General features: G+C 73.6%; 16 protein-coding genes. 7 read left to right on the top strand and 9 right to left on the bottom strand.

Going from position 1 to position 19,285, the window contains the following annotated elements:
- Positions 1-7: 7 nt before the first annotated feature.
- Together ACPPVS_RS06120 and malQ are read right to left on the bottom strand one after the other, a co-directional pair.
- Positions 8-799: an alpha/beta fold hydrolase gene (locus tag ACPPVS_RS06120; protein WP_426595140.1), complete on the bottom strand. Its 792-nt coding sequence runs from the start codon at positions 797-799 to the stop codon at positions 8-10.
- A gap of 19 nt (positions 800-818) precedes the next feature.
- The gene (malQ, locus tag ACPPVS_RS06115) at positions 819-2,948 is read right to left on the bottom strand and encodes a 4-alpha-glucanotransferase (RefSeq protein ID WP_426595139.1); all 2,130 of its coding nucleotides are present in this window, start codon (positions 2,946-2,948) and stop codon (positions 819-821) included.
- A gap of 102 nt (positions 2,949-3,050) precedes the next feature.
- On the opposite strand from malQ, the gene ACPPVS_RS06110 reads away from it, so the two are divergent.
- Both ACPPVS_RS06110 and ACPPVS_RS06105 read left to right on the top strand, forming a co-directional pair.
- Complete coding sequence (locus ACPPVS_RS06110) at positions 3,051-5,195, top strand: prolyl oligopeptidase family serine peptidase (RefSeq protein ID WP_426595138.1); 2,145 nt, start codon at positions 3,051-3,053, stop codon at positions 5,193-5,195.
- Positions 5,192-6,256, top strand: coding sequence for a mechanosensitive ion channel family protein (locus tag ACPPVS_RS06105; protein ID WP_426595137.1), 1,065 nt, complete (start codon positions 5,192-5,194; stop codon positions 6,254-6,256). The genes ACPPVS_RS06110 and ACPPVS_RS06105 overlap by 4 nt, the downstream gene beginning before the upstream one ends.
- 3 nt (positions 6,257-6,259) lie before the next feature.
- On the opposite strand, the gene ACPPVS_RS06100 is transcribed toward ACPPVS_RS06105, so the two are convergent.
- Both ACPPVS_RS06100 and ACPPVS_RS06095 read right to left on the bottom strand, forming a co-directional pair.
- Positions 6,260-6,721, bottom strand: coding sequence for a PTS sugar transporter subunit IIA (locus ACPPVS_RS06100; RefSeq protein WP_426595136.1), 462 nt, complete (start codon positions 6,719-6,721; stop codon positions 6,260-6,262).
- Positions 6,722-6,743: 22 nt separating this feature from the next.
- On the bottom strand, positions 6,744-7,163 hold the full coding sequence (locus ACPPVS_RS06095; RefSeq protein WP_426595892.1) for a glucose PTS transporter subunit EIIB: 420 nt from the start codon (positions 7,161-7,163) through the stop codon (positions 6,744-6,746).
- 69 nt (positions 7,164-7,232) lie between these two features.
- Here ACPPVS_RS06095 and ptsP point away from each other — a divergent pair, with 69 nt between their 5' ends.
- From ptsP to ACPPVS_RS06070, 5 genes are read left to right on the top strand one after another with little or no spacing between them, the layout of a single operon-like run.
- The gene (gene ptsP, locus ACPPVS_RS06090; RefSeq protein WP_426595891.1) at positions 7,233-8,849 is read left to right on the top strand and encodes a phosphoenolpyruvate--protein phosphotransferase; all 1,617 of its coding nucleotides are present in this window, start codon (positions 7,233-7,235) and stop codon (positions 8,847-8,849) included.
- Positions 8,850-8,871: 22 nt separating this feature from the next.
- Positions 8,872-9,255 (top strand): globin, encoded by a 384-nt coding sequence (locus ACPPVS_RS06085; RefSeq protein ID WP_426595135.1) that lies wholly within the window; start codon positions 8,872-8,874, stop codon positions 9,253-9,255.
- Positions 9,255-10,112: an acyl-CoA thioesterase gene (locus ACPPVS_RS06080; protein WP_426595134.1), complete on the top strand. Its 858-nt coding sequence runs from the start codon at positions 9,255-9,257 to the stop codon at positions 10,110-10,112. The genes ACPPVS_RS06085 and ACPPVS_RS06080 overlap by 1 nt, the downstream gene beginning before the upstream one ends.
- A gap of 37 nt (positions 10,113-10,149) precedes the next feature.
- A complete protein-coding gene (locus tag ACPPVS_RS06075) occupies positions 10,150-11,127 on the top strand; it encodes a DNA topoisomerase IB (RefSeq protein ID WP_426595133.1) in 978 nt (325 codons plus the stop codon).
- A gap of 56 nt (positions 11,128-11,183) precedes the next feature.
- A complete protein-coding gene (locus ACPPVS_RS06070) occupies positions 11,184-12,752 on the top strand; it encodes an SDR family oxidoreductase (RefSeq protein ID WP_426595132.1) in 1,569 nt (522 codons plus the stop codon).
- Here ACPPVS_RS06070 and ACPPVS_RS06065 read toward each other — a convergent pair.
- The 5 genes from ACPPVS_RS06065 to ACPPVS_RS06045 form a co-directional block, all read right to left on the bottom strand.
- Positions 12,749-13,228: an acyl-CoA thioesterase gene (locus ACPPVS_RS06065; protein WP_426595131.1), complete on the bottom strand. Its 480-nt coding sequence runs from the start codon at positions 13,226-13,228 to the stop codon at positions 12,749-12,751. The genes ACPPVS_RS06070 and ACPPVS_RS06065 overlap by 4 nt on opposite strands.
- Positions 13,229-13,296: 68 nt before the next feature.
- On the bottom strand, positions 13,297-14,979 hold the full coding sequence (gene ettA, locus ACPPVS_RS06060) for an energy-dependent translational throttle protein EttA (protein ID WP_426595130.1): 1,683 nt from the start codon (positions 14,977-14,979) through the stop codon (positions 13,297-13,299).
- 158 nt (positions 14,980-15,137) lie between these two features.
- Positions 15,138-15,695: a single-stranded DNA-binding protein gene (locus tag ACPPVS_RS06055; protein WP_426595129.1), complete on the bottom strand. Its 558-nt coding sequence runs from the start codon at positions 15,693-15,695 to the stop codon at positions 15,138-15,140.
- Between the two features lie 131 nt (positions 15,696-15,826).
- Complete coding sequence (locus ACPPVS_RS06050) at positions 15,827-17,284, bottom strand: GTPase family protein (protein WP_426595128.1); 1,458 nt, start codon at positions 17,282-17,284, stop codon at positions 15,827-15,829.
- The gene (locus tag ACPPVS_RS06045; RefSeq protein ID WP_426595127.1) at positions 17,281-19,005 is read right to left on the bottom strand and encodes a dynamin family protein; all 1,725 of its coding nucleotides are present in this window, start codon (positions 19,003-19,005) and stop codon (positions 17,281-17,283) included. Before ACPPVS_RS06045 ends, ACPPVS_RS06050 begins: the two co-directional genes overlap by 4 nt.
- Positions 19,006-19,285: the final 280 nt, after the last annotated feature.

Here is a 19,285-nt window from a genome sequence, read left to right as displayed (position 1 = left end):
TCGGCGGTCACGGGGCCGTGAAGAAGCCCGCCAGGTGGGCCGTCACCACGCGGTCGCCCGCGACGTTGACGTGCCCGCGTCTCGGCCTGACCAGGAGCTGGCTGTGCGGGATGAGCCGGGCCGTCTCCTCGAAGAGCGACCGCGGGTAGAAACGGTCCCGCCCGCCCCCGACGACCAGCGTCGGTGCCTCGATCGGGGCCGTACAGAGCGTGAGGTCGAACCCGTCCTCCGCCTCGAGCGTCAGTCTCAGGTCGGACGCGGCGCGGGACCCGCCGACCAGCACGGGCGCCAGGATCCAACCGATCGGGCGCGCCAGCGGGGCCAGCACCGGCGGGACGACCGAGCCCGCCATGGCGCGTCCCGCGGCACGGACCGCTCCGTGCCCGAGCAGCCGGGCAATCTCGGCCTGCACGTCCCGCGCACCGGGGCCGAGGCGGCACGCGGTGCTGACCAGTGCCAGCCTGCGCACGAGGTGCGGGTGGTCGGCGGCGAGCACCTGCGCGATGCTGCCGCCCGTGGAGACACCCAGCACGTCCACCGGTGCCCCGAGCTCGGTGAGGGCCGCCGCGTAGCGGGCCGCGAGGGTGGCGAGCGTCAGACCGTCCGGCAGCCCCGGCCAGCGGTCGAGCACGACCAGCCGTCGACGGTCCCCCACGCCACGCAGCGGACTCAGGACGTTGCGCACCTGGCGGTCGCCCGGGACGCCGACGCGCAGCGCCAGGCCGGGCAGCACCACCAGCGGAACCTCACCGGATCCCGCCGAGGCGAACGGGACCCCGGCGAGCGTCCCGCGCTCCACCCGCGGTCTCCCGGGAGCGTCAGCCGTTGAGGACCGCCGCCAGCGAGCGCAGGCGTGAGTTGGTGAAGAGGTCGTCGACGAGCACGACGCGACCCGAGCCGTCGGCAAGGGGCACCTTCCAGTTCGGGTACTCCTGGTCGGTACCGGGCTGGTTCTGAGCGCGTCGCTCGCCGACCGCGTCGGCCAGCGACACGCCGACCAGAACGGCCGGCGTGGCCAGAACGTACCGGTGGAGCGCCTCGATGATCTCGCGCTCGGAGGGGTCGTCGCCCAGCAGGCCGCGCTGGCGCAGCACGCCGAGCATCTGGTCGCGCTCGGCGACAGCGGCCGCCCGCACCACCTCGACCGGCTCCGTCAGCAGCCCGAGCCGCTCGCGGATCGCGACGTGCTCACCGGCGAGGTAGCCGGCGCTGGGGGGCAGGTCGTGCGTGGTGACCGTGGCCAGGACGAGCGGCCGGTAGTGCTCGGGCGGCAGCGGCGCACCGTGCATGTCCCGCTCGAACCAGAGCACGGAGGTGCCCAGGATGCCGCGGTCGGACAGGTAGTCGCGCACCCACGGCTCGACCACGCCGAGGTCCTCGCCGATGACGACCGCCCCCGCGCGGTGCGCCTCGAGCGCCAGGATCCCGACGAGCGCCTCGTGGTCGTACCGCACGTAGGCCCCGTCGCCGGAGTCGGCACCCTCGGGGATCCACCACAGCCGGAACAGCCCGATGACGTGGTCGATGCGGATGGCGCCGGCATGCCGCAGGACCGTGCGCAGCATGTCCCGGTACGGCTTGTACGCGGCACGGGCCAGGGCGTCCGGGCGCCACGGGGGCTGCGACCAGTTCTGGCCCTGCTGGTTGTACATGTCGGGCGGCGCGCCGACCGTCGCGCCGCTCGCGAGCACGTCGCCGAGGGCCCACACGTCGGCCCCTTCGGGGTGCACGCCCACGGCGAGGTCGTGCATGATCCCCAGCGCCATGCCCCCGTCGAGCGCGGCCCGCTGCGCGGCGGCGAGCTGCTCGTCTGCCTGCCACTGCAGCCACATGTGGAACTCGACGCGCTCGCCCAGCTCGCTGCGGGCCTGCGCGACGAACGCCGACGACGGGTCGCGAGCCTCGACCGGCCACTCCTCGTTCTCGTACCGCTCCGCGAGCGCGCACCAGAGCGCGAAGGTCTCGAGGCCGGCGCCCTCCAGCTCGACGTAGCTGTCGAACGCAGCCTGGCGTGCGGCCGAGCGCGGCGCGGCGAACAGGACCTCCAGGGCCGTCCGCTTGGCGGTCCAGGCGGCGTCGCGGTCGATCGGTCCGGAGTCGCGGTCCGTGGCCAGCACGGGCTCGGCGGCCCACTCGACGAGCGTGCGGTCCGCGGCGGACAGGTACCCGGCCTCGCGGACGTCCTCGACCCGGATGTAGATCGGGTTCACGAACCGGCGGGTGGTCGGCAGGTACGGCGACGGCGTCATCGGCACGGTCGGCTCGGCGGCGTGCAGCGGGTTGATGAGCAGGAAGTCGGCGCCGAGCTCACGCCCGGCGAGCCAGCCGATCTCCGCGAGGTCCGCCAGGTCGCCGACGCCCCAGGAGCTGTTCGAGCGGACCGAGTAGAGCTGCGCCATGAGGCCCCAGGACCGGTGCCGACGGATCGACTCGGGCACGTCGAGGTGCGTCGGGGTCACGACGAGCGGGCTGTGCGCGTCGGCGGACGGCCCGCTGGCGACGATCTCGTGCCAGCCGAGCGGGAGGTCGTCGGGGAGCGTGAACGTGGCCCGGCCCACCAGGCGCCCGTCGACGGTGCGGGGGGCCGCGAGCACGTCCGCCTGGGCGACCTCGCGGCGACCGCCGCCGACCTCGGGGTCCAGCTCGACCCACACCTCGACCGGGTCGCCGTGGCTCACGTGCACCGCGACGTGGGCGTGCCGGCCCTGGCGGACCACCAGCACCGGCGGCAGCACGCGCCGCCACGGCATGTCCTCGACGTGCGCGATCGCCAGGTCGATCCGCTCCGGCGAGGACGCGTCGACGCCGAGCGCACCGAGCACGCCCTGCAGCGTCGCGGTGCTCGCGCGGCGGTTCTGGCCGTGGAAGTCCCAGTGGTCGGGCACCACGCCGTAGGCCGCGGCGAGACGGAGCAGGGCGTCGGACGCAGGTACCGGGTCGTCGGCCACGGACCGATCCTGCCAGAGGGCTGTCGCCGCACGCAGGACGTATGCCGTCCGGGTGCGTCACACGGCCCGGCGGTGGGGACGTCCGACGTAACCTTGCGAACCATGACGGCACCCGCGCTGCGTCCCTACCCGCCGACGCCCCGCCTCGACCTGGTCGAGGACCTGCACGGCCACGCGGTCGCCGACCCGTACCGCTGGCTCGAGGACGAGTCGTCCGACGAGACGCAGGCGTGGTCGACGGCGCAGGACGACCTCTACGAGCGGTACCGCGCCGGGCTGCCGACGGACGGAACCCTGGCCACGCCGGCGCTGACCGCCCGGCTGCGCGAGCTGCTCGGGGCCGGCTTCGTCAGCCCGCCCGCCTGGCGTGGCGACCGACGGTTCTTCTCGCGGCGGTCGGGCGACCAGGAGCACGCCGTGGTCGTGGTGGCCGACGGCGACGACGAGCGCGTCCTGCTGGACCCCATGCAGATCGACCCCGAAGGCACGACGACGCTCGACTCGTGGCAGCCGTCGAAGGAGGGCCACCTCGTCGCCTACCAGGTCTCGACCGGTGGCACCGAGGAGTCGGTCCTGCGGGTGCTCGACGTGACCACCGGCGAGATCGTCGACGGGCCCGTCGACCGCGCCCGCTACTCCCCCGTGGCCTGGCTGCCTGGTGGGGAGGCGTTCTACTACGTGCGTCGCCTGGCCCCGGACGCCCTGCCCGCCGACGAGGTCCAGTACCACCGGCGCGTCTGGCTGCACCGCCTGGGCACGCCGGCCGAGCAGGACGTCGAGGTGTTCGGCGACGGGCTCGACCACACGAACTACTACGGCGTCTCCGTGTCGCGCGACGGTCGGTGGCTGATCGTCTCGGCGTCCGCCGGCACCGCGCCGCGCACCGACGTGTGGATCGCCGACCTCGAGGCCACGCCCCGCGACCACCCCGCGTTCGTCGAGGTGGCCGTCGGGCTCGACGCCGAGACCGGTGCGTGGGTGGCCCGCGACGGGCGGCTCTACGTGCACACGAACCTCGACGCGCCCCGCGGCCGCCTCGCCGTGACCGACCCGACGACACCCGGCGTCGAGCACTGGACCACGCTGCTGGCGCAGGACCCGACGGCGGTGCTGGAGGACGTGTCGTTCGCCGACGACGGCGGTGACGACCGGACGCCGACGGCCCTGTTCGCCTCCTGGCGTCGGCACGCCGTCTCCGAGGTGACCGCGCACGACCCGCAGACCGGCGAGCTCTGGGAGAGCGTCCCGCTGCCGGGCCTGGGCTCGATCTCGGGCCTCGTGACGCGACCCGAGGGCGGGCAGGACGTCTGGTTCTCGTACACCGACCACACCAGCCCGTCGAGCGTCCACCACCTCGACGCGGCCACGCGGCGCACGACGCTGTGGGCCGCTCCCCCGGGTCTCGTCGCCGACCTGCCCGACGTCCGCGCGCAGCAGATCGACGTGGTCAGCAAGGACGGCACGGTGGTGCGCGCGTTCGTCGTCGCCCTCGCCGACTCCCTCGACGCGACCGGCGCGCCGACCAGGCCCGCCCCGACGATCCTCTACGGCTACGGGGGCTTCCAGATCTCGCTCGACCCGGCGTACTCGGCGTCGACTCTCGCGTGGGTCGAGGCGGGTGGCGTGTACGTCGTCGCCAACCTGCGCGGCGGCGGCGAGGAGGGTGAGCAGTGGCACCGCGACGGCATGCGGGGCAACAAGCAGAACGTGTACGACGACTTCCACGCGGTCGGTGAGCACCTCGTCGCGAACGGCTGGACGACGCCCGACCTGCTGGCCTGCTGGGGCGGCTCGAACGGCGGCCTGCTGGTCGGCGCGGCCGTCACCCAGCGGCCCGACCTGTTCGCCGCCGCGGTCTGCTCGGCGCCGCTGCTCGACATGGTCCGCTACCAGCTGTTCGGGCTCGGCGTCACGTGGACCGAGGAGTACGGCGACGCGGACCACCCGACGGAGCTCGGCTGGCTGCTCGGCTACTCGCCGTACCACAGCGTGGTCGACGGCACGGACTACCCCGCCACGCTGTTCACGGTGTTCGAGGGCGACACCCGCGTCGACCCCCTGCACGCGCGCAAGCTCGCGGCGGCCCTGCAGGCGGCGACGATCGGTGATCCGGCCACGCATCCGATCCTCGTGCGGCGCGAGACCGGGGTCGGGCACGGCGGCCGGTCGTTGTCGCGCACCATCGGGCTGTCCGTCGAGCAGCTGCAGTTCGCGGGCGACCGCACGGGCCTGTGGAGCCGCGCGTGATCCCGGCCGCGGACCCCAGCCCGAGCCCCGTCTCGATCCTGGATCCCAACAAGGCTCCGCAGACCCTCGGCGAGTGGTTCGTCGGCATCCCGCTGCGCATCATCCTCATCGTCGCCATCAGCTCCATCGCGCTCTGGCTCATCCGGCGGTCGATCCGAGGGATCACCAACCGGGTGGCCGACGGGACGCCATGGCTCGAGCGCGGCGTCCTCAAGCCGCTCGGCGAATCCGCCGTCGGCGCGGTGCTCGACAAGGCCAACCCGCTGGCCAACGCGCGCCGCGCCCAGCGGGCCCGGACGATCGGCTCGGTGCTGCGCTCGACGGCCACGATCGTCGTCGGCGGCACCGCGTTCTTCATGATCCTCGACACCCTGGGCATCAGCCTCGCGCCGTTCATCGCCTCGGTCGGCGTGATCGGCGTCGCCCTCGGTTTCGGCGCGCAGAGCCTGGTGAAGGACTTCCTCACCGGCCTGTTCATGCTGCTGGAGGACCAGTACGGCGTCGGTGACGTGATCGACGTGGGACCCGCGAACGGCACCGTCGAGGCGGTCACGCTGCGGATCACCAAGATCCGCGACGCCGACGGCACGCTCTGGTACGTGCCCAACGGGACGATGTTGCGGGTGGGCAACAAGACGCAGGGCTGGGCGACGGCCGTGGTCGAGATCGACGTCGACTACTTCGCGGACCTCGACCAGGTCCGGTCGTTGCTGGCCGAGGCGGCCGCCCGCGTCGCGGCGGACCCGGTGACCGGGTCGCACATCCTGGGCGAGCCGACGATCACCGGGATCGAGAAGCTCAGCGCAGACGCCGTCACGCTGCGCCTCAAGGTCAAGACGTCGCCGGCCCAGCAGTGGGAGGTCGCGCGCGAGCTGCGCGTCGCCGCCCGCCGGGTGCTCGAGCAGGCGCACGTGCCGCTGGCCGGCCAGCGGGACCTGATGGCGACGCACGAGGCACACGTGGCCTCGCAGCAACGGGACCCCCACGACACGCCACTGGACGACATCGCGCACGCTCACGAGGCACGGGAGGCGCCGGCGACGTCGTCGTCGGACGACTGAGCCTCAGGCCCAGTCGAGCAGCGGGTCGCCCGCGCGCACGCTCGTGCCCTCGGGCACCAGGACGGTCAGCGCAGCGGGGTCGGCCTGGAGCGCGACGACCGGGCAGATGGTCGCGAGCTCGGCTGCGTGCACGTCCACGGGCGACCACGTGATCAGGTGGTCGCCGGCGCGCACCGTCTGACCGCCCTCGACGTGCAGCGTGAAGCCGGCGCCGGCGAGGCCGACGGTGTCGATGCCGAGGTGGACGAGGATCGTGCGCCCCTCGCTCAGCTCGAGCGCGAACGCGTGCGGGTGCAGCGCGCCGATCACGCCGTCCGCGGGGGCGACGACGGTCTGGGTCTGGGTGCGCAGCGGCTCGATGGCGAGACCGGGACCGACCATCCCCTCGGCGAACACCGGGTCGGGGACGGCGGTGACGGGAAGCACGACGCCCGTCAGGGGGCTGACGAGGCGCAGGGTGGCCACGGTCGGGACGTCGCGACCGGCGTCAGCGCAGGGAGTCGAGCTCGGCGGCGAGGTTGTCGGCCTCCGGGCCGACGATCACCTGCACGATGTGACCCGAGCGCACGACGCCGAACGCTCCGCTGGCCTTGAGGGCGGCCTCGTCGACCAGGTGGGCGTCGGTCACCTCCACGCGCAGGCGGGTGATGCAGGGCTCGAGGTCCACGACGTTCGAGTCCCCACCCAGCGCTGCGAGGATCTGCTCTGCCTTGCTCATGGAACTCCTCAGCTCGCGGGCGCGTTCGTGGTTCGCGGTTGCGGACGCGCGCGACGCCAAGACTAACGCTGCGCACGGTCGGCCACGGCCGAAAGACCCTGGACGGCGCGGCCGAGTGGCGTTCAGGGTCGTCAAAGGCCCACACTGCGACAGGACGACGAGGAGGTCACGCCGGTGAGTGCCGTGCATGCCGAACACCCCACGGTCATCACCGGTATCGGGGTGAGTCCTGGGCGCGTGGTCGCGCCGGCGGTGCTCATGCCCGACCCGGTCGCCGAACCGCCGTCCGGCCGTCGCCTCCCGCCGGGGACCGACTACGCCGCCGAGGCCACGCGCATCGGTCGGGCCTCCGAGGTCGTCCGAGCCGCGCTCGACGCCGCCGCCGACCTGGCCGAGGGCGACAGCGCGGACCTGCTGCGCGCGACGGCGGCCATCGCGGCCGACCCCAGCCTGGTCGAGGACGCCGAGCAGCGGGTGATCGCCGACCGGCTGGTGCCCGAGCGCGCGGTCTGGGAGGCCGCCGAGGCGGTCGCCGAGCAGTTCGAGGCGCTCGGCGGCTACTTCGCGGAGCGGACCCAGGACATCGCCGACGTCCGCGACCGGCTCGTCGCGCACCTGACCGGCCGCCCCGCTCCCGGCGTGCCGGCGCACGAGGAACCGTTCGTGCTGGTCGCGGCCGACCTCGCTCCGGCGATCGTCGCGACCCTCGACACGGCTCGTGTGCTCGCGATCGTCACGGGCACCGGCGGACCCACCTCGCACACCGCGATCCTGGCCCGCGCCCGCGGCATCCCGACGGTCGTCGCCGCCCGCGGTGCCGAGGCCGTGGTGCACGCCGAGGGGCTCGTGCTCGTCGACGGCTCCGCCGGGACCGTGACGGTCGACCCCACCGAGGAGCAGGTCCGCGCCGCGCGGGCGCTCGGCGACCAGGCCCGCACGTTCGACGGGCACGGCCGGACCTCCGACGGGCACGCCGTCGCGCTGCTGGCCAACGTCGGCGACCCGTCCGACGCCGAACCCGCCGCGGCCGCGGGCGCCGAGGGCGTCGGCCTGTTCCGCACCGAGTTCGGGTTCCTCGGCCGCCAGGAGGCGCCGACGATCGACGAGCAGGTGGTCGCCTACCGCCGCGTGCTGGCGGCGTTCCCCGGTCGCAAGGTGGTGATCCGCACCCTCGACGCGGGCGCCGACAAGCCGCTGCCGTTCCTCACCGACGAGCCCGAGGTCAACCCCGCGCTCGGCGTGCGGGGCCTGCGCACGGCGGTCCGGCACCCCGAGGTGCTCCAGGACCAGCTCACCGCGATCGCCCGGGCCGCGGACGAGGAGCACGCCGACGTCTGGGTCATGGCGCCGATGGTGTCCACCGTCGACGAGGCCGAGCAGTTCGTCGCCTCGTGCGCCAAGCACGGGCTCGACGTGGCCGGCGTGATGATCGAGGTGCCGTCTGCCGCCCTGCTGTCCGGCCCGATCCTGGCGCACGCGGCCTTCGCGAGCATCGGCACCAACGACCTCACGCAGTACACGATGGCCGCCGACCGGCTGCTGGGCGCGGTCGCCGAGCTGTCGGACCCGTGGCAGCCCGCGGTCCTGCACCTCGTCGCCGCGGCGTGCGCCGGCGGCGCGCAGCAGGGCCGGCCGGTCGGCGTCTGCGGTGAGGCCGCGGCCAGCCCTGCGCTCGCCGTCGTGCTCGTCGGGCTCGGGGTGTCGTCCCTGTCGATGACGCCACGCGCGCTGCCCGACGTCGCCGCCCTGCTCGCCGCCACGTCGTTCGACGAGTGCCGACGGCTCGCGCAGCTCGCGCTCGCCGCCTCCAGCGCCGCCGACGCACGCTCGATCGTGCGGGCGGCGCTGCCCGTCCTGGAGGACCTGGGCCTCTGAGCAGCGTGTGAGGATGGTCGCCGTGAGACCCGACTCCTTCTATGCCGCGGTGGGCGGGCACGACACGTTCGTCCGGCTGGTCGACGAGTTCTACCGAGGCGTGGCCGCCGACCCCGTGCTGCGGCCGATGTACCCCGAGGAGGACCTGGGACCCGCACGCGAGCGGCTGACCATGTTCCTCGAGCAGTACTGGGGTGGTCCGACCACCTACTCCGACCAGCGCGGGCACCCCCGCCTGCGGATGCGGCACGCGCCGTTCAAGGTGAACCCGGACGCCCGTGACCGCTGGCTCCTGCACATGCGCGCCGCCGTGGACTCCCTCGATCTCGCACCCCTGCACAAGGCCGAGCTCTGGGACTACCTCGAGCGTGCCGCGCACTCGATGCTCAACACCTTCGAGGACTGATGACGACCGACCCGATGAGGCCCGTCCTCGACATCCTGCGGCTCCAGCAGACCGACCCGGACCTCTTCGTCGGGTCCTCGCTGCCCCAGCCGAGCGGGCGCGTGTTCGGCGGTCAGGTGCTCGCGCAGGCGCTGCTCGCGGCCGGCGCGACCGTTCCGGAGGGCCGGCTGCCCCACTCGTTGCACGGCTACTTCCTGCGCGCCGGCGACGTGACCGAGCCGATCACGTACGACGTCGAGCGTCTGCGCGACGGACGGTCCTTCACGGCCCGTCGGACGCACGCGCTGCAAGGTGGCACCGCCATCCTGTCGATGATCACGTCCTTCCAGGAGGCGCAGGGCGGCATCGACTACGCCGACCCCATGCCGACCGACGTCCCGCCCCCGGAGGACGTGCCGTCCGCGCTCGACGTGCTCGGCGGGATCGACCATCCCGTGGCGAAGTTCTGGACGCAGGAGGCCGCCTTCGACGTGCGGCACGTCGACGGGCAGCTCTATCTCGGCCCCGCCGCCGACGTCAGCGGGCAGCAGTCGGTGTGGTTCCGCTCGCGCGGCCCGCTGCCCGACGACCAGCTGCTGCACCGGGCCCTGCTCGCGTACGCGTGCGACCAGGTGATGCTCGAACCGATCCTGCGCCGGTCCGGGAAGTCGTGGGTGACGCGCGGGCTGTCGATCGCGTCCCTCGACCATGCGATGTGGTGGCACCGGGACGTACGGGTCGACGACTGGCTGTTGTACGTGCAGTCGTCGCCGAGCGCGCAGGGTGGGCGGGGGCTCGGGGCCGCCCGCGTGTTCCAGCGCGACGGCACCCTCGTGGCGTCCGTGGCGCAGGAGGGCATGGTCCGCTTCCCCGACTGAACGCGCGGGGTCCGCTCTGTCGGGCGACACTTCCCGGATGGTCCGCCTGCGCCGCGTCCGCATCGACGCCCCCGGCTGGTCGCGGCGTCGTGCCGGCCGCGGCTTCCTCTACCTGGACCTCGCACGCGGCCGGATCACGGACGCGGAGTCGCTGGACCGGATCCGTGCGCTCGCCATCCCGCCCGCGTGGCGGGAGGTGTGGATCAGCCCGTGGCCGCACGGGCACATCCAGGCGGCCGGTCTCGACGACGCCGAGCGGCGGCAGTACCTCTACCACCAGCAGTGGCGCGTCCGTCGCGACCGGCTGAAGCACGATCGCGTGCTGGAGATCGCGGCCCGGCTCCCCGCCGCCCGTCGACGCGTTCGCCACGACCTGCGCCTCGACGGGATGCCGCGGGAGAAGGTGCTCGCGCTCGCGTTCCGGCTGCTCGACCTGGCGTACCTGCGGGTGGGCGGCGAGGGCTATGCGGTGCGGCACGGGTCGTACGGGCTGGCGACCCTGCTCCGGTCGCACGTCACCGTGCACGCCGACGACCGCATCCACCTGCACTTCCCGGCCAAGTCCGGCCAGCTGCGGGACACCGTCGTCGACGACGAGGACGTCGCGACCGTCATCCGGTCGCTCAAGCGACGCTCGGACGACGGCGAGGAGCTGTTGGCGTGGCGCGAGGCGGACGCCTGGCACGACGTCACGAGCGCGGACGTGGGCGCCTACGTCAAGGAGCTGCTCGGGCCGGACGCGACCCCGAAGGACTTCCGGACCTGGCACGCGACCGTGCTCGCCGCGCGTGGGCTCGCCGCCGCCGGGCCGCCCCCGGCGTCGGAGCGAGCGCGTCGCACGGTGGTCACCGCGGTCGTCCGCGACGTCGCCGACGAGCTGGGCAACACACCCGCCGTGTGCCGCGCCTCGTACATCGACCCGCGCGTCATCGACCTGTGGGAGCACGGTCGCTCGATCCCGCTCACCCGGTCGCAGGCCGCCGCGGAGCGCGAGACGCTGGCGCTGCTCGCCTGAGCGCCCCCTCAGCGATCCCGCGTGCGGTGTGCTCCCGCCGACCGCAGACTGCGTTGATGACCCCGGACGACCTGCTGCCCGCCCCGGTCGCCGACACGCTCGGCGGCCTGGTCCCGGGCCTCGGCCCCGACGGTCGGCCCCGGCCCGACGCACCGCTCGTGGCCGTCACCGGAGTGACCGGCTACGTGGGCGGGCGACTCGTCCCCGAGCTGCTCGCGGCCGGCTACCGGGTGCGCGCCGTCGCGCGCAACCCCGACCGGCTGCGCGGACGCCCCTGGTACGACCAGGTCGAGCTCGCCCGGGCGGACGCGTCGGACCTCGACCAGATCCGCGCGGCGCTGGCCGGCACCGAGGTCGCGTACTACCTGATCCACTCGCTCGGTTCGGGCCGCAGCTTCGAGTCGACCGACCGCCGGACCGCCCTGACCTTCGCGCAGGCCGCCCGCGAGGCCGGCCTCCGCCGGGTCGTCTACCTCGGGGGCCTCTACCCGCAGGGCGAGGACCTCTCCCCCCATCTCGCCTCGCGCACCGAGGTGGGCGAGATCCTGCTCGCCTCCGGGGTGCCCACGACCGTGCTGCGGGCCGCCGTCATCCTCGGGTCCGGCTCGGCGTCGTTCGAGATGATGCGCTACCTGACCGAGCGGTTGCCCGCCATGACGGCCCCGCGGTGGGTGGCCAACCGGATCCAGCCCATCGCGATCCGCGACGTGCTGCGCTACCTGGTCGGCTCGGCGGCGATGCCCGCGGACGTCAGCCGGGGTTTCGACATCGGCGGCCCGGACGTGCTGACCTACCGCCAGATGATGCAGGGCTACGCGGCCGCGGCCGGGCTGCGGCCGCGGCTCATCGTCGGGGTGAAGGTCCTCAGCCCCAGGCTCTCGAGCCTCTGGGTGTCGCTGGTGACGCCCGTGCCGTCCGGGCTCGCGCGGCCGCTGGTCGAGTCGCTCGTGCACGAGGTGATCTGCGACGAGCACGACATCGCCGCTCTCGTCCCCGACCCGGTCGACGGGTTGATCGGCTTCGACCGGGCCGTCCGGCTGGCGCTGCGACGCGTGCAGGACGCCGCCGTCGCGACCCGGTGGTCGTCGGCGGCCGTGCCCGGCGCGCCGAGCGACCCGCTGCCGAGCGACCCCGACTGGGCCGGCGGCTCCCTGTACGTCGACGAACGCCGGATCACGGTCGACGCGTCGCCGGCCGCGCTGTGGCGGGTTCTGGAGGCCGTCGGGGGCGAGCGCGGCTGGTACTCGTGGGGCCTCGCCTGGCGGGTCCGTGGCCTCGCGGACCGGCTGGTCGGCGGGCCCGGACTGCGGCGGGGGCGTCGCGACCCGATGAACCTGCTCGTCGACGACGCGGTCGACTTCTGGCGGGTCGAGGCGATCGACGAGGGCCGGCTGCTGCGCCTGCGCGCCGAGATGCGGGTCCCCGGGCTGGCGTGGCTGGAGCTGCGGGTGGAGGACGAGTCCCCGACGGTGTTCTCCCAGCGTGCGCTGTTCCATCCCAGAGGCCTGCTCGGGCAGCTCTACTGGTGGTCCGTCTACCCGTTCCACGGCATCGTGTTCGGCGGGATGCAACGCAACATCGCGCGCGCAGCGAACGCTGCGGAGCGAGCACGCATCCGGTCCTAGCGACGCCGCCGGATCGCCACCGGCTCCTCGACGTACGGCTCCCACGCAGCCCGTTCAGCCGGTCCGATCCGCACCGGCGCACCCGTCGCGGTGCTCACCAGGACGACCGTCGTCGCCGCACGCGCGTAGACCACCGGCTGCTCACCGTCGATCAGCGGGTCGCGCATCTCGTAGCAGACGTCGAGGCTCGCGCCGCCCAGGTGGCCCAGCCACATCTCGACGATCACCGGGGTGCGGCGGTAGCTCAGCGGCCGCAGGTACTCGATCTCCTGCCGGGCCACGAGCGTGGACATCTGCGCGGTCGGGCCGGCGTCCAGCACGGCGGTGGGCCAGGGCGTCGCGTCGCCGGCCGGTGCCCGCCAGAACGCCGTGATCCGCGCCTCCTCCAGCAGGGTGAGCATGGAGGCGTTGTTCACGTGCTGGTAGGCGTCGAGGTCGGACCAGCGGAGCAGGACGGGAATCTCGAGACGCGCCATGCAGACGATCCTACGAGCGCGAGCCCGCCCGACACGTGCGGTCGGACGGGCTCGTGCGCACGCCGTGCTCAGTCGCGACGAAGCTTGCGGTACGTGACGCGGTGCGGGCGGGCCGCGTCGGCGCCCAGCCGCTCGATCTTGTTCTCCTCGTAGGAGGCGAAGTTGCCCTCGAACCAGTACCAGCTCGCCGGGTTCTCCTCCGTGCCCTCGTAGGCCAGGATGTGCGTCGCGACCCGGTCGAGGAACCACCTGTCGTGGGAGACCACGACCGCGCAGCCGGGGAACTCGAGCAGCGCGTTCTCCAGCGACCCGAGCGTCTCGACGTCGAGGTCGTTGGTGGGCTCGTCGAGCAGGAGGAGGTTGCCGCCCTGCTTGAGCGTGAGCGCGAGGTTGAGGCGGTTGCGCTCGCCACCCGAGAGCACACCGGCGGGCTTCTGCTGGTCGGGGCCCTTGAACCCGAACGCGGCGACGTAGGCACGCGAGGGCATCTCGACGTTGCCGACCTTGAGGAAGTCGAGCCCGTCGGAGACCACCTCGAACAGGGTCTTCTTCGGGTCGATGCCGCCGCGCGACTGGTCGACGTAGGAGATGTTGACCGTCTCGCCGACCTTGAGGTCACCGGCGTCGAGCGGCTCGAGCCCGACGATCGTCTTGAACAGCGTGGTCTTGCCGACGCCGTTCGGCCCGATCACGCCGACGATGCCGTTGCGCGGCAGCGTGAAGCTCAGGCCGTCGATGAGCATGCGCCCGTCGAAGCCCTTCTGCAGGCTGTTGGCCTCGAGGACGATGGCACCCAGACGCGGGCCCGGCGGGATCTGGATCTCCTCGAAGTCCAGCTTCCTCGTGCGGTCCGCCTCGGCAGCCATCTCCTCGTAGCGCGCGAGGCGCGACTTCGACTTGGTCTGGCGGCCCTTGGCGTTGGACCGGACCCACTCCAGCTCCTCCTTGAGCCGCTTGGCGAGCTTGAGGTCCTTCTTGCCCTGGATTGCCAGGCGTTCGCCCTTCTTCTCCAGGTACGTGGAGTAGTTGCCCTCGTAGGGGTACAGGCGGCCTCGGTCGACCTCGCAGATCCATTCCGCGACGTGGTCCAGGAAGTACCGGTCGTGGGTGACCGCGAGGATGGCGCCGGGGTAGTCCTTCAGGTGCGCCTCCAGCCAGAGCACGCTCTCCGCGTCGAGGTGGTTGGTGGGCTCGTCGAGCAGGAGCAGGTCGGGCTTCTCCAGGAGGAGCTTGCACAGGGCCACGCGGCGGCGCTCACCACCGGACAGCACCGTGACGTCCGCATCCGGGGGCGGGCAGCGCAGCGCGTCCATCGCCTGGTCGAGCTGGGCGTCGAGGTCCCAGGCGTCGGCCGCGTCGATGGCCTCCTGCAGCACGCCCATCTCGGCCAGCAGGGCGTCGAAGTCGGCGTCGGGCTCGCCCATCAGGACGGAGATCTCGTTGTACCGGTCGAGCTTGCCCTTGATCTCGGCGACGCCCTCCTCGACGTTGCCCAGGACCGTCTTGGCCTCGTTCAGCGGCGGCTCCTGCTGGAGGATGCCGACCGTGTAGCCGGGGCTGAGCCGGGCCTCGCCGTTGGACGGCTGGTCGAGGCCGGCCATGATCTTGAGGATCGTCGACTTGCCCGCGCCGTTCGGTCCGACGACGCCGATCTTGGCGCCGGGAAGGAAGTTCAGGGTGACGTCGTCGAGGATGACCTTGTCGCCGTGCGCCTTGCGCGTCTTGTACATGGAGTAGATGAACTCAGCCACTGGCTCTTCGTCCGCCTCGGTGCTCGTGGAGGTGCCCTCACGCGAGGGGGCACTCTTGACCCGGCACCCGCGACGCGATCGGCCGCGCGCTGCCCGTGAGCAGTACCCGCGCGGTTCCGACCTGCGTCGTCGGGTTGCCGGTGCCCCAGCCTAGGCGATCAGAGCACGCCGACCAGTGCGGGAGCGGCCTCGTCGTCGGCCAGGTCCTCCCCCACGTGCTCGGCCGGGACCAGGAACTGGGCGCTCTCCTCGTCGGCCAGCTCCTGAAGACCGCTGACGTCGGCCGGCTCCGTGGCGGAGCCGTCCGCGCCCACGGTGCCGGCGACGCCGTCCGCACCGGCCGCCGTGCTCATCGTCCGCGCGAAGTGGCTGCTGCCGAACGCGAGGTCGTGGCCCAGCGAGGCCGCCTCGAGGACGAGCGACGTGCGCGGGCCCTGCTCCGAGATCCACTCCTCGGTGGACAGCCGGCCCTGCACGATCACCGGGTCCCCCTTGCGCAGCGACCGCGCCACGTTGACGGCGGTGGTGCGCCACACCTTGACGTTGAACCACTCCGTCTGGCCGTCCTTCCAGGCGCCGGTCTGCTTGTCGAACCAGCGGCGGGTGCTGCCCAGCCGGAACGTGCTGAACGGGGTGCCCCCGTCGTTCTCGTGGAAGTTGCGCACCTCCGTGCCGATCCAGCCGACGACGGTCAGGTCCAGGGACTGCGTGCTCATCGATGCCTCCAGTGCCGTGCGCCCCGGCGGGTGCGGGGCTCGTGCGGCCAGCCTCGGCTCGTCGGGAGAGCCGTAGGGCCAGGAACCCGGATCGGTGCGGCCCGCCGCGCGGATCGGGGGCTGGGGGCGGCTCAGCCGCGCGCGGACGCGACGAGCTCACGGACCGTGCGGTGCTCGGCGAGCACCTGATCCGTCGGTACCGCCAGCCGCGCCCTGGCGACGCTCTCCAATGCGGCGCGCCCGTCGCGCAGCACGCGTTCCGAGCGTCTCCGGGCGGCGTTCGACCGCGCCGCCCGGCTGCCGACGAAGGCCGCGACCGCGCCCACGAGAGCGACGCCGGCGACGACGGGCGTCCAGGTGTTCGACTGCCCATTTCCGAGCGCCGACCCGCCTGCGACCGACGCGAGCACCAGGGCGGCGGCGGCCAGGACGACGGCCACGACCAGCAGCCCGACGGCGGCCGCGGAACGCCTCACGGCGAGGCTCAGCTCGGAGATCGCGTCGCCGACCGCGATCCGCAGCTCGGTGGTCGAGGCGATCCGCGAGCCGACGTCCCGCGCCCACCGCTGGGGAAGCCCCTGCGTGGCGCCTTCGAGCCACAGGCTGCGGGCCAGCGCGACACCGTCCTCCTGCACGGCTCCGAAGCCTTGCGTCGCCGAGGTCCCGCCGCGGACCGCGGTCGCGACCGACCCGGCCACCGCGGACAGTCCGACCGAGCGTGCGAGCGTGTCGACGGTCTCCGCCAACGAGGGTGCGGCCGGCTCGCGTGCGGCGACGTGCTTGTCCAGGGCCGTCACGGCGTCGTTCAGCTCGGCACCCGCGTGCCGGGCGGCCAGGGACTGCGAGGCGACGACGCCGGCCAGCGCGGTGCGCAGCCCCCGCACCCCCTCGCCGGTGGTCGCGGACGCCGACGTCACCGGGACGCCCGTGAGTCCGTCGTCGACGAGCAGCCGCTCGAGGTCCGAGACGAGCGAGGCACGCACGGCGGGCGAGACGGTGTCGATCTGGTTGAGCACGACGACCATCGACGACTCGTGGCCCACCAGCTGGCGCAGGTAGCCGCTGTGCAGCGCGTCGTCGGCGTACTTCTGCGGGTCGACCACCCACGTCAGCAGGTCGGCCTGCGGTACCAACCGGTCGACCACCTTGCGGTGCTCGGGCGCGATCGAGTCGTGGTCGGGCAGGTCGAGGAGCACGAGCCCCCGCAGAGACGCCTCCGACTCCCCGTCGAGCAGGCTCTCGCGCGCGATCCGCCGCTCCGGGACGACGCCGAGCCAGTCCAGCAGCGCGTCCGCGCCGTTGCCCCAGACGCATGCCGTGATCTCCGACGTCGTCGGACGACGCACCCCGACATCGGCGAACTGCAGACCGCTGATCGCGTTGAACAGGCTCGACTTGCCGGAGCCCGTCCCGCCGACCAGGGCGACGACGGTGTGGTCGACGCCCAGCGCGAGCCGGGCACGGACGCCGTCGATCGTCGACGAGACGCGCGCGGCCACCTTGGGCGCGATCCGTCCGTCGGCGACGGCGAGCGCGCGGTCGAGGGCGTCGACGCGCCCGGCGAGGAGCGTGGTCTCGTCTGTGGTCACGTCAGTCCCTTGAGGACGGCGAGCCGCAGCCGCAGGCGCGACGCGGCGTCGTCGGCGAGGTCGGGGTCGGCAAGGACCTCCCCGACGGCCGAGCGCTCGAGCGCGACCTGGGCGCCCACGCGCGCGACGAGGTCGGCCCGCAGATCGTCCGCGGCCTGCCCGCCCGACTCGTCGATCAGTGTCACGAGCAGGTCGCGCGCCTCCTCGACGCCCGCGGCCGCGGCGAGCGCGATCGCAGCGAGCCCGTCGTCCCCGAGCGCTCGCTCGGCCTTGCGGCGACGACGCGCCCGCCGGGAGGCGTCGGACGAGGGCGTGACCGACAGCGCGGCCCGGACGACCCGCACACCCTGCGCGGTCCACGCGCGGGCGGCCTGGTCGGCGGCCGACCGGCGACTGCTCCCAGTCGCCCAGGACGCCTCGACCGAGGGGCCGCCAGCGGGGCCGTCGGGAGCGACGAGCGCCGCACGCAGCGACCGCTCGGCCTGCGCGCCGGCCGCGGTCAGGGTGGCCGTCGCCGAGTGTGCGAGGTCGTCGACCAGGGGCGCGATCCGCGCCGACCTCGACCGCCCGTCGCGCGCCGAGCCGCGGACGCGGCCCTTGGCGGCGACCACGCGGTCCAGCGGACCTCGGGCGGCGGTCAGCTCCGACCACCGCGCACGCACCGCGCCGTCGGCCACCGCCCCCGCGGCGATCCCGCCGGCGCCCTGCCCGACGCAGACCGCGACCGCGTCGTCCAGCACAGCGCCGATCGCCGCTGCCGCGTCGGCCTGCCCCTGCACCGCCTCGGCGAGCTCGTCGACCCACGGCCGCAGCGCGGCGAGCGACCCGCGCAACGTGCGCCCGATGACCGTGCGGGCCTTGTCCGGCCCGGCGAGCATGGCGAGCCAACGCTGGATCGGCGCGACGGACGACGCCGGCAGCAGCCCCTCGTGCGGCCCGAGGTCGGGCACGACGAAGAGCGGAGAGCCCTGCAACCCGTTCTCGCGCAGGCGCCCCAGCAGGTCACCGCGGACGGTCGGCAGCGAGTTCGGCGGGACCCGGTTGAGCACCATCGCGACGGAGGCGCCCCGCTCGACGGCGCCCTGCAGCACCCGCCACGGCAGCGCGTCCCCGTACCGGGCGGCGGTCGTCACGAACAGCCACAGGTCCGCCGCCTCGAGCAGCCGGTGCGCCGACTCGCGGTTGGACTCGAGCACCGAGTCGAGGTCGGGGGCGTCCAGGAGCGCGATCCCGCGGACCATGTGCTCGTCGGCGACGACGGTCACCGACTCGAGCACCGGGTGGTGCGACAGCAGCTCGGTGTCGAGCGGGTGGTGCACCAGGACAGGGCGCCGCGTCGTCGGCCGCAGCACGCCCGCCGTGCTGACCTCGGCCCCCACCAGCGAGTTCACGATCGTCGACTTGCCCGCCCCGGTCGACCCCGACACCACGACGACCGCGGGTGCCGAGAGCTCGGTGAGCCGCGGGACGAGGTGCTCGCCGAGCTGGTCGACCAGCCGGTCCCGCGACGCGCGAGCCTCCTTGATCCCCGGGATCTCCAGCGGGAACCCGGTCTTCTCGACGTCGCGCCGCAGGTCCTTGACCGCGTCCAGCAACGACGTCTGCGCGAGCGGCCGGGCGAGGATGTCGCGCGGGTCGTCCGCGACGTGGCGCGACGAGCCGACCAGCGGCTGCCCGTACTGCGCGGGCTGCACTGGAGCCGTGCGGGGCTGCGCGCTCACGCGACCATTGTCCCGGTGCGATCTGACCTGGCAAAACGCCACGCGGTTCCGGATCCGGGCGGTTCACCCGGCGGTGTCACGCGGCCCACCACGTGCACGCCGACGATCAGGCGATGAGATGCGCGGTCCCTCTCCCCTCCGATGGACACGGAGGAAGCTGAGAGCGTCCGCACCAAGGTCATGTGGATCACGGCGCAGGTCCTCGCGTACCGGACCCGAAACGCTGGCGTCGTGGATCCGGAGCGATCAGATGAGGTGCGGGATCGCGGATCTTCCGGGC

It is taken from the genome of Cellulomonas sp. McL0617 (genome assembly GCF_049994875.1).
Classification (GTDB): Bacteria; Actinomycetota; Actinomycetes; order Actinomycetales; family Cellulomonadaceae; genus Cellulomonas.
Note: the sequence above shows the minus strand (reverse complement) of the source record. Positions and strands in the feature narration are given on the sequence as shown.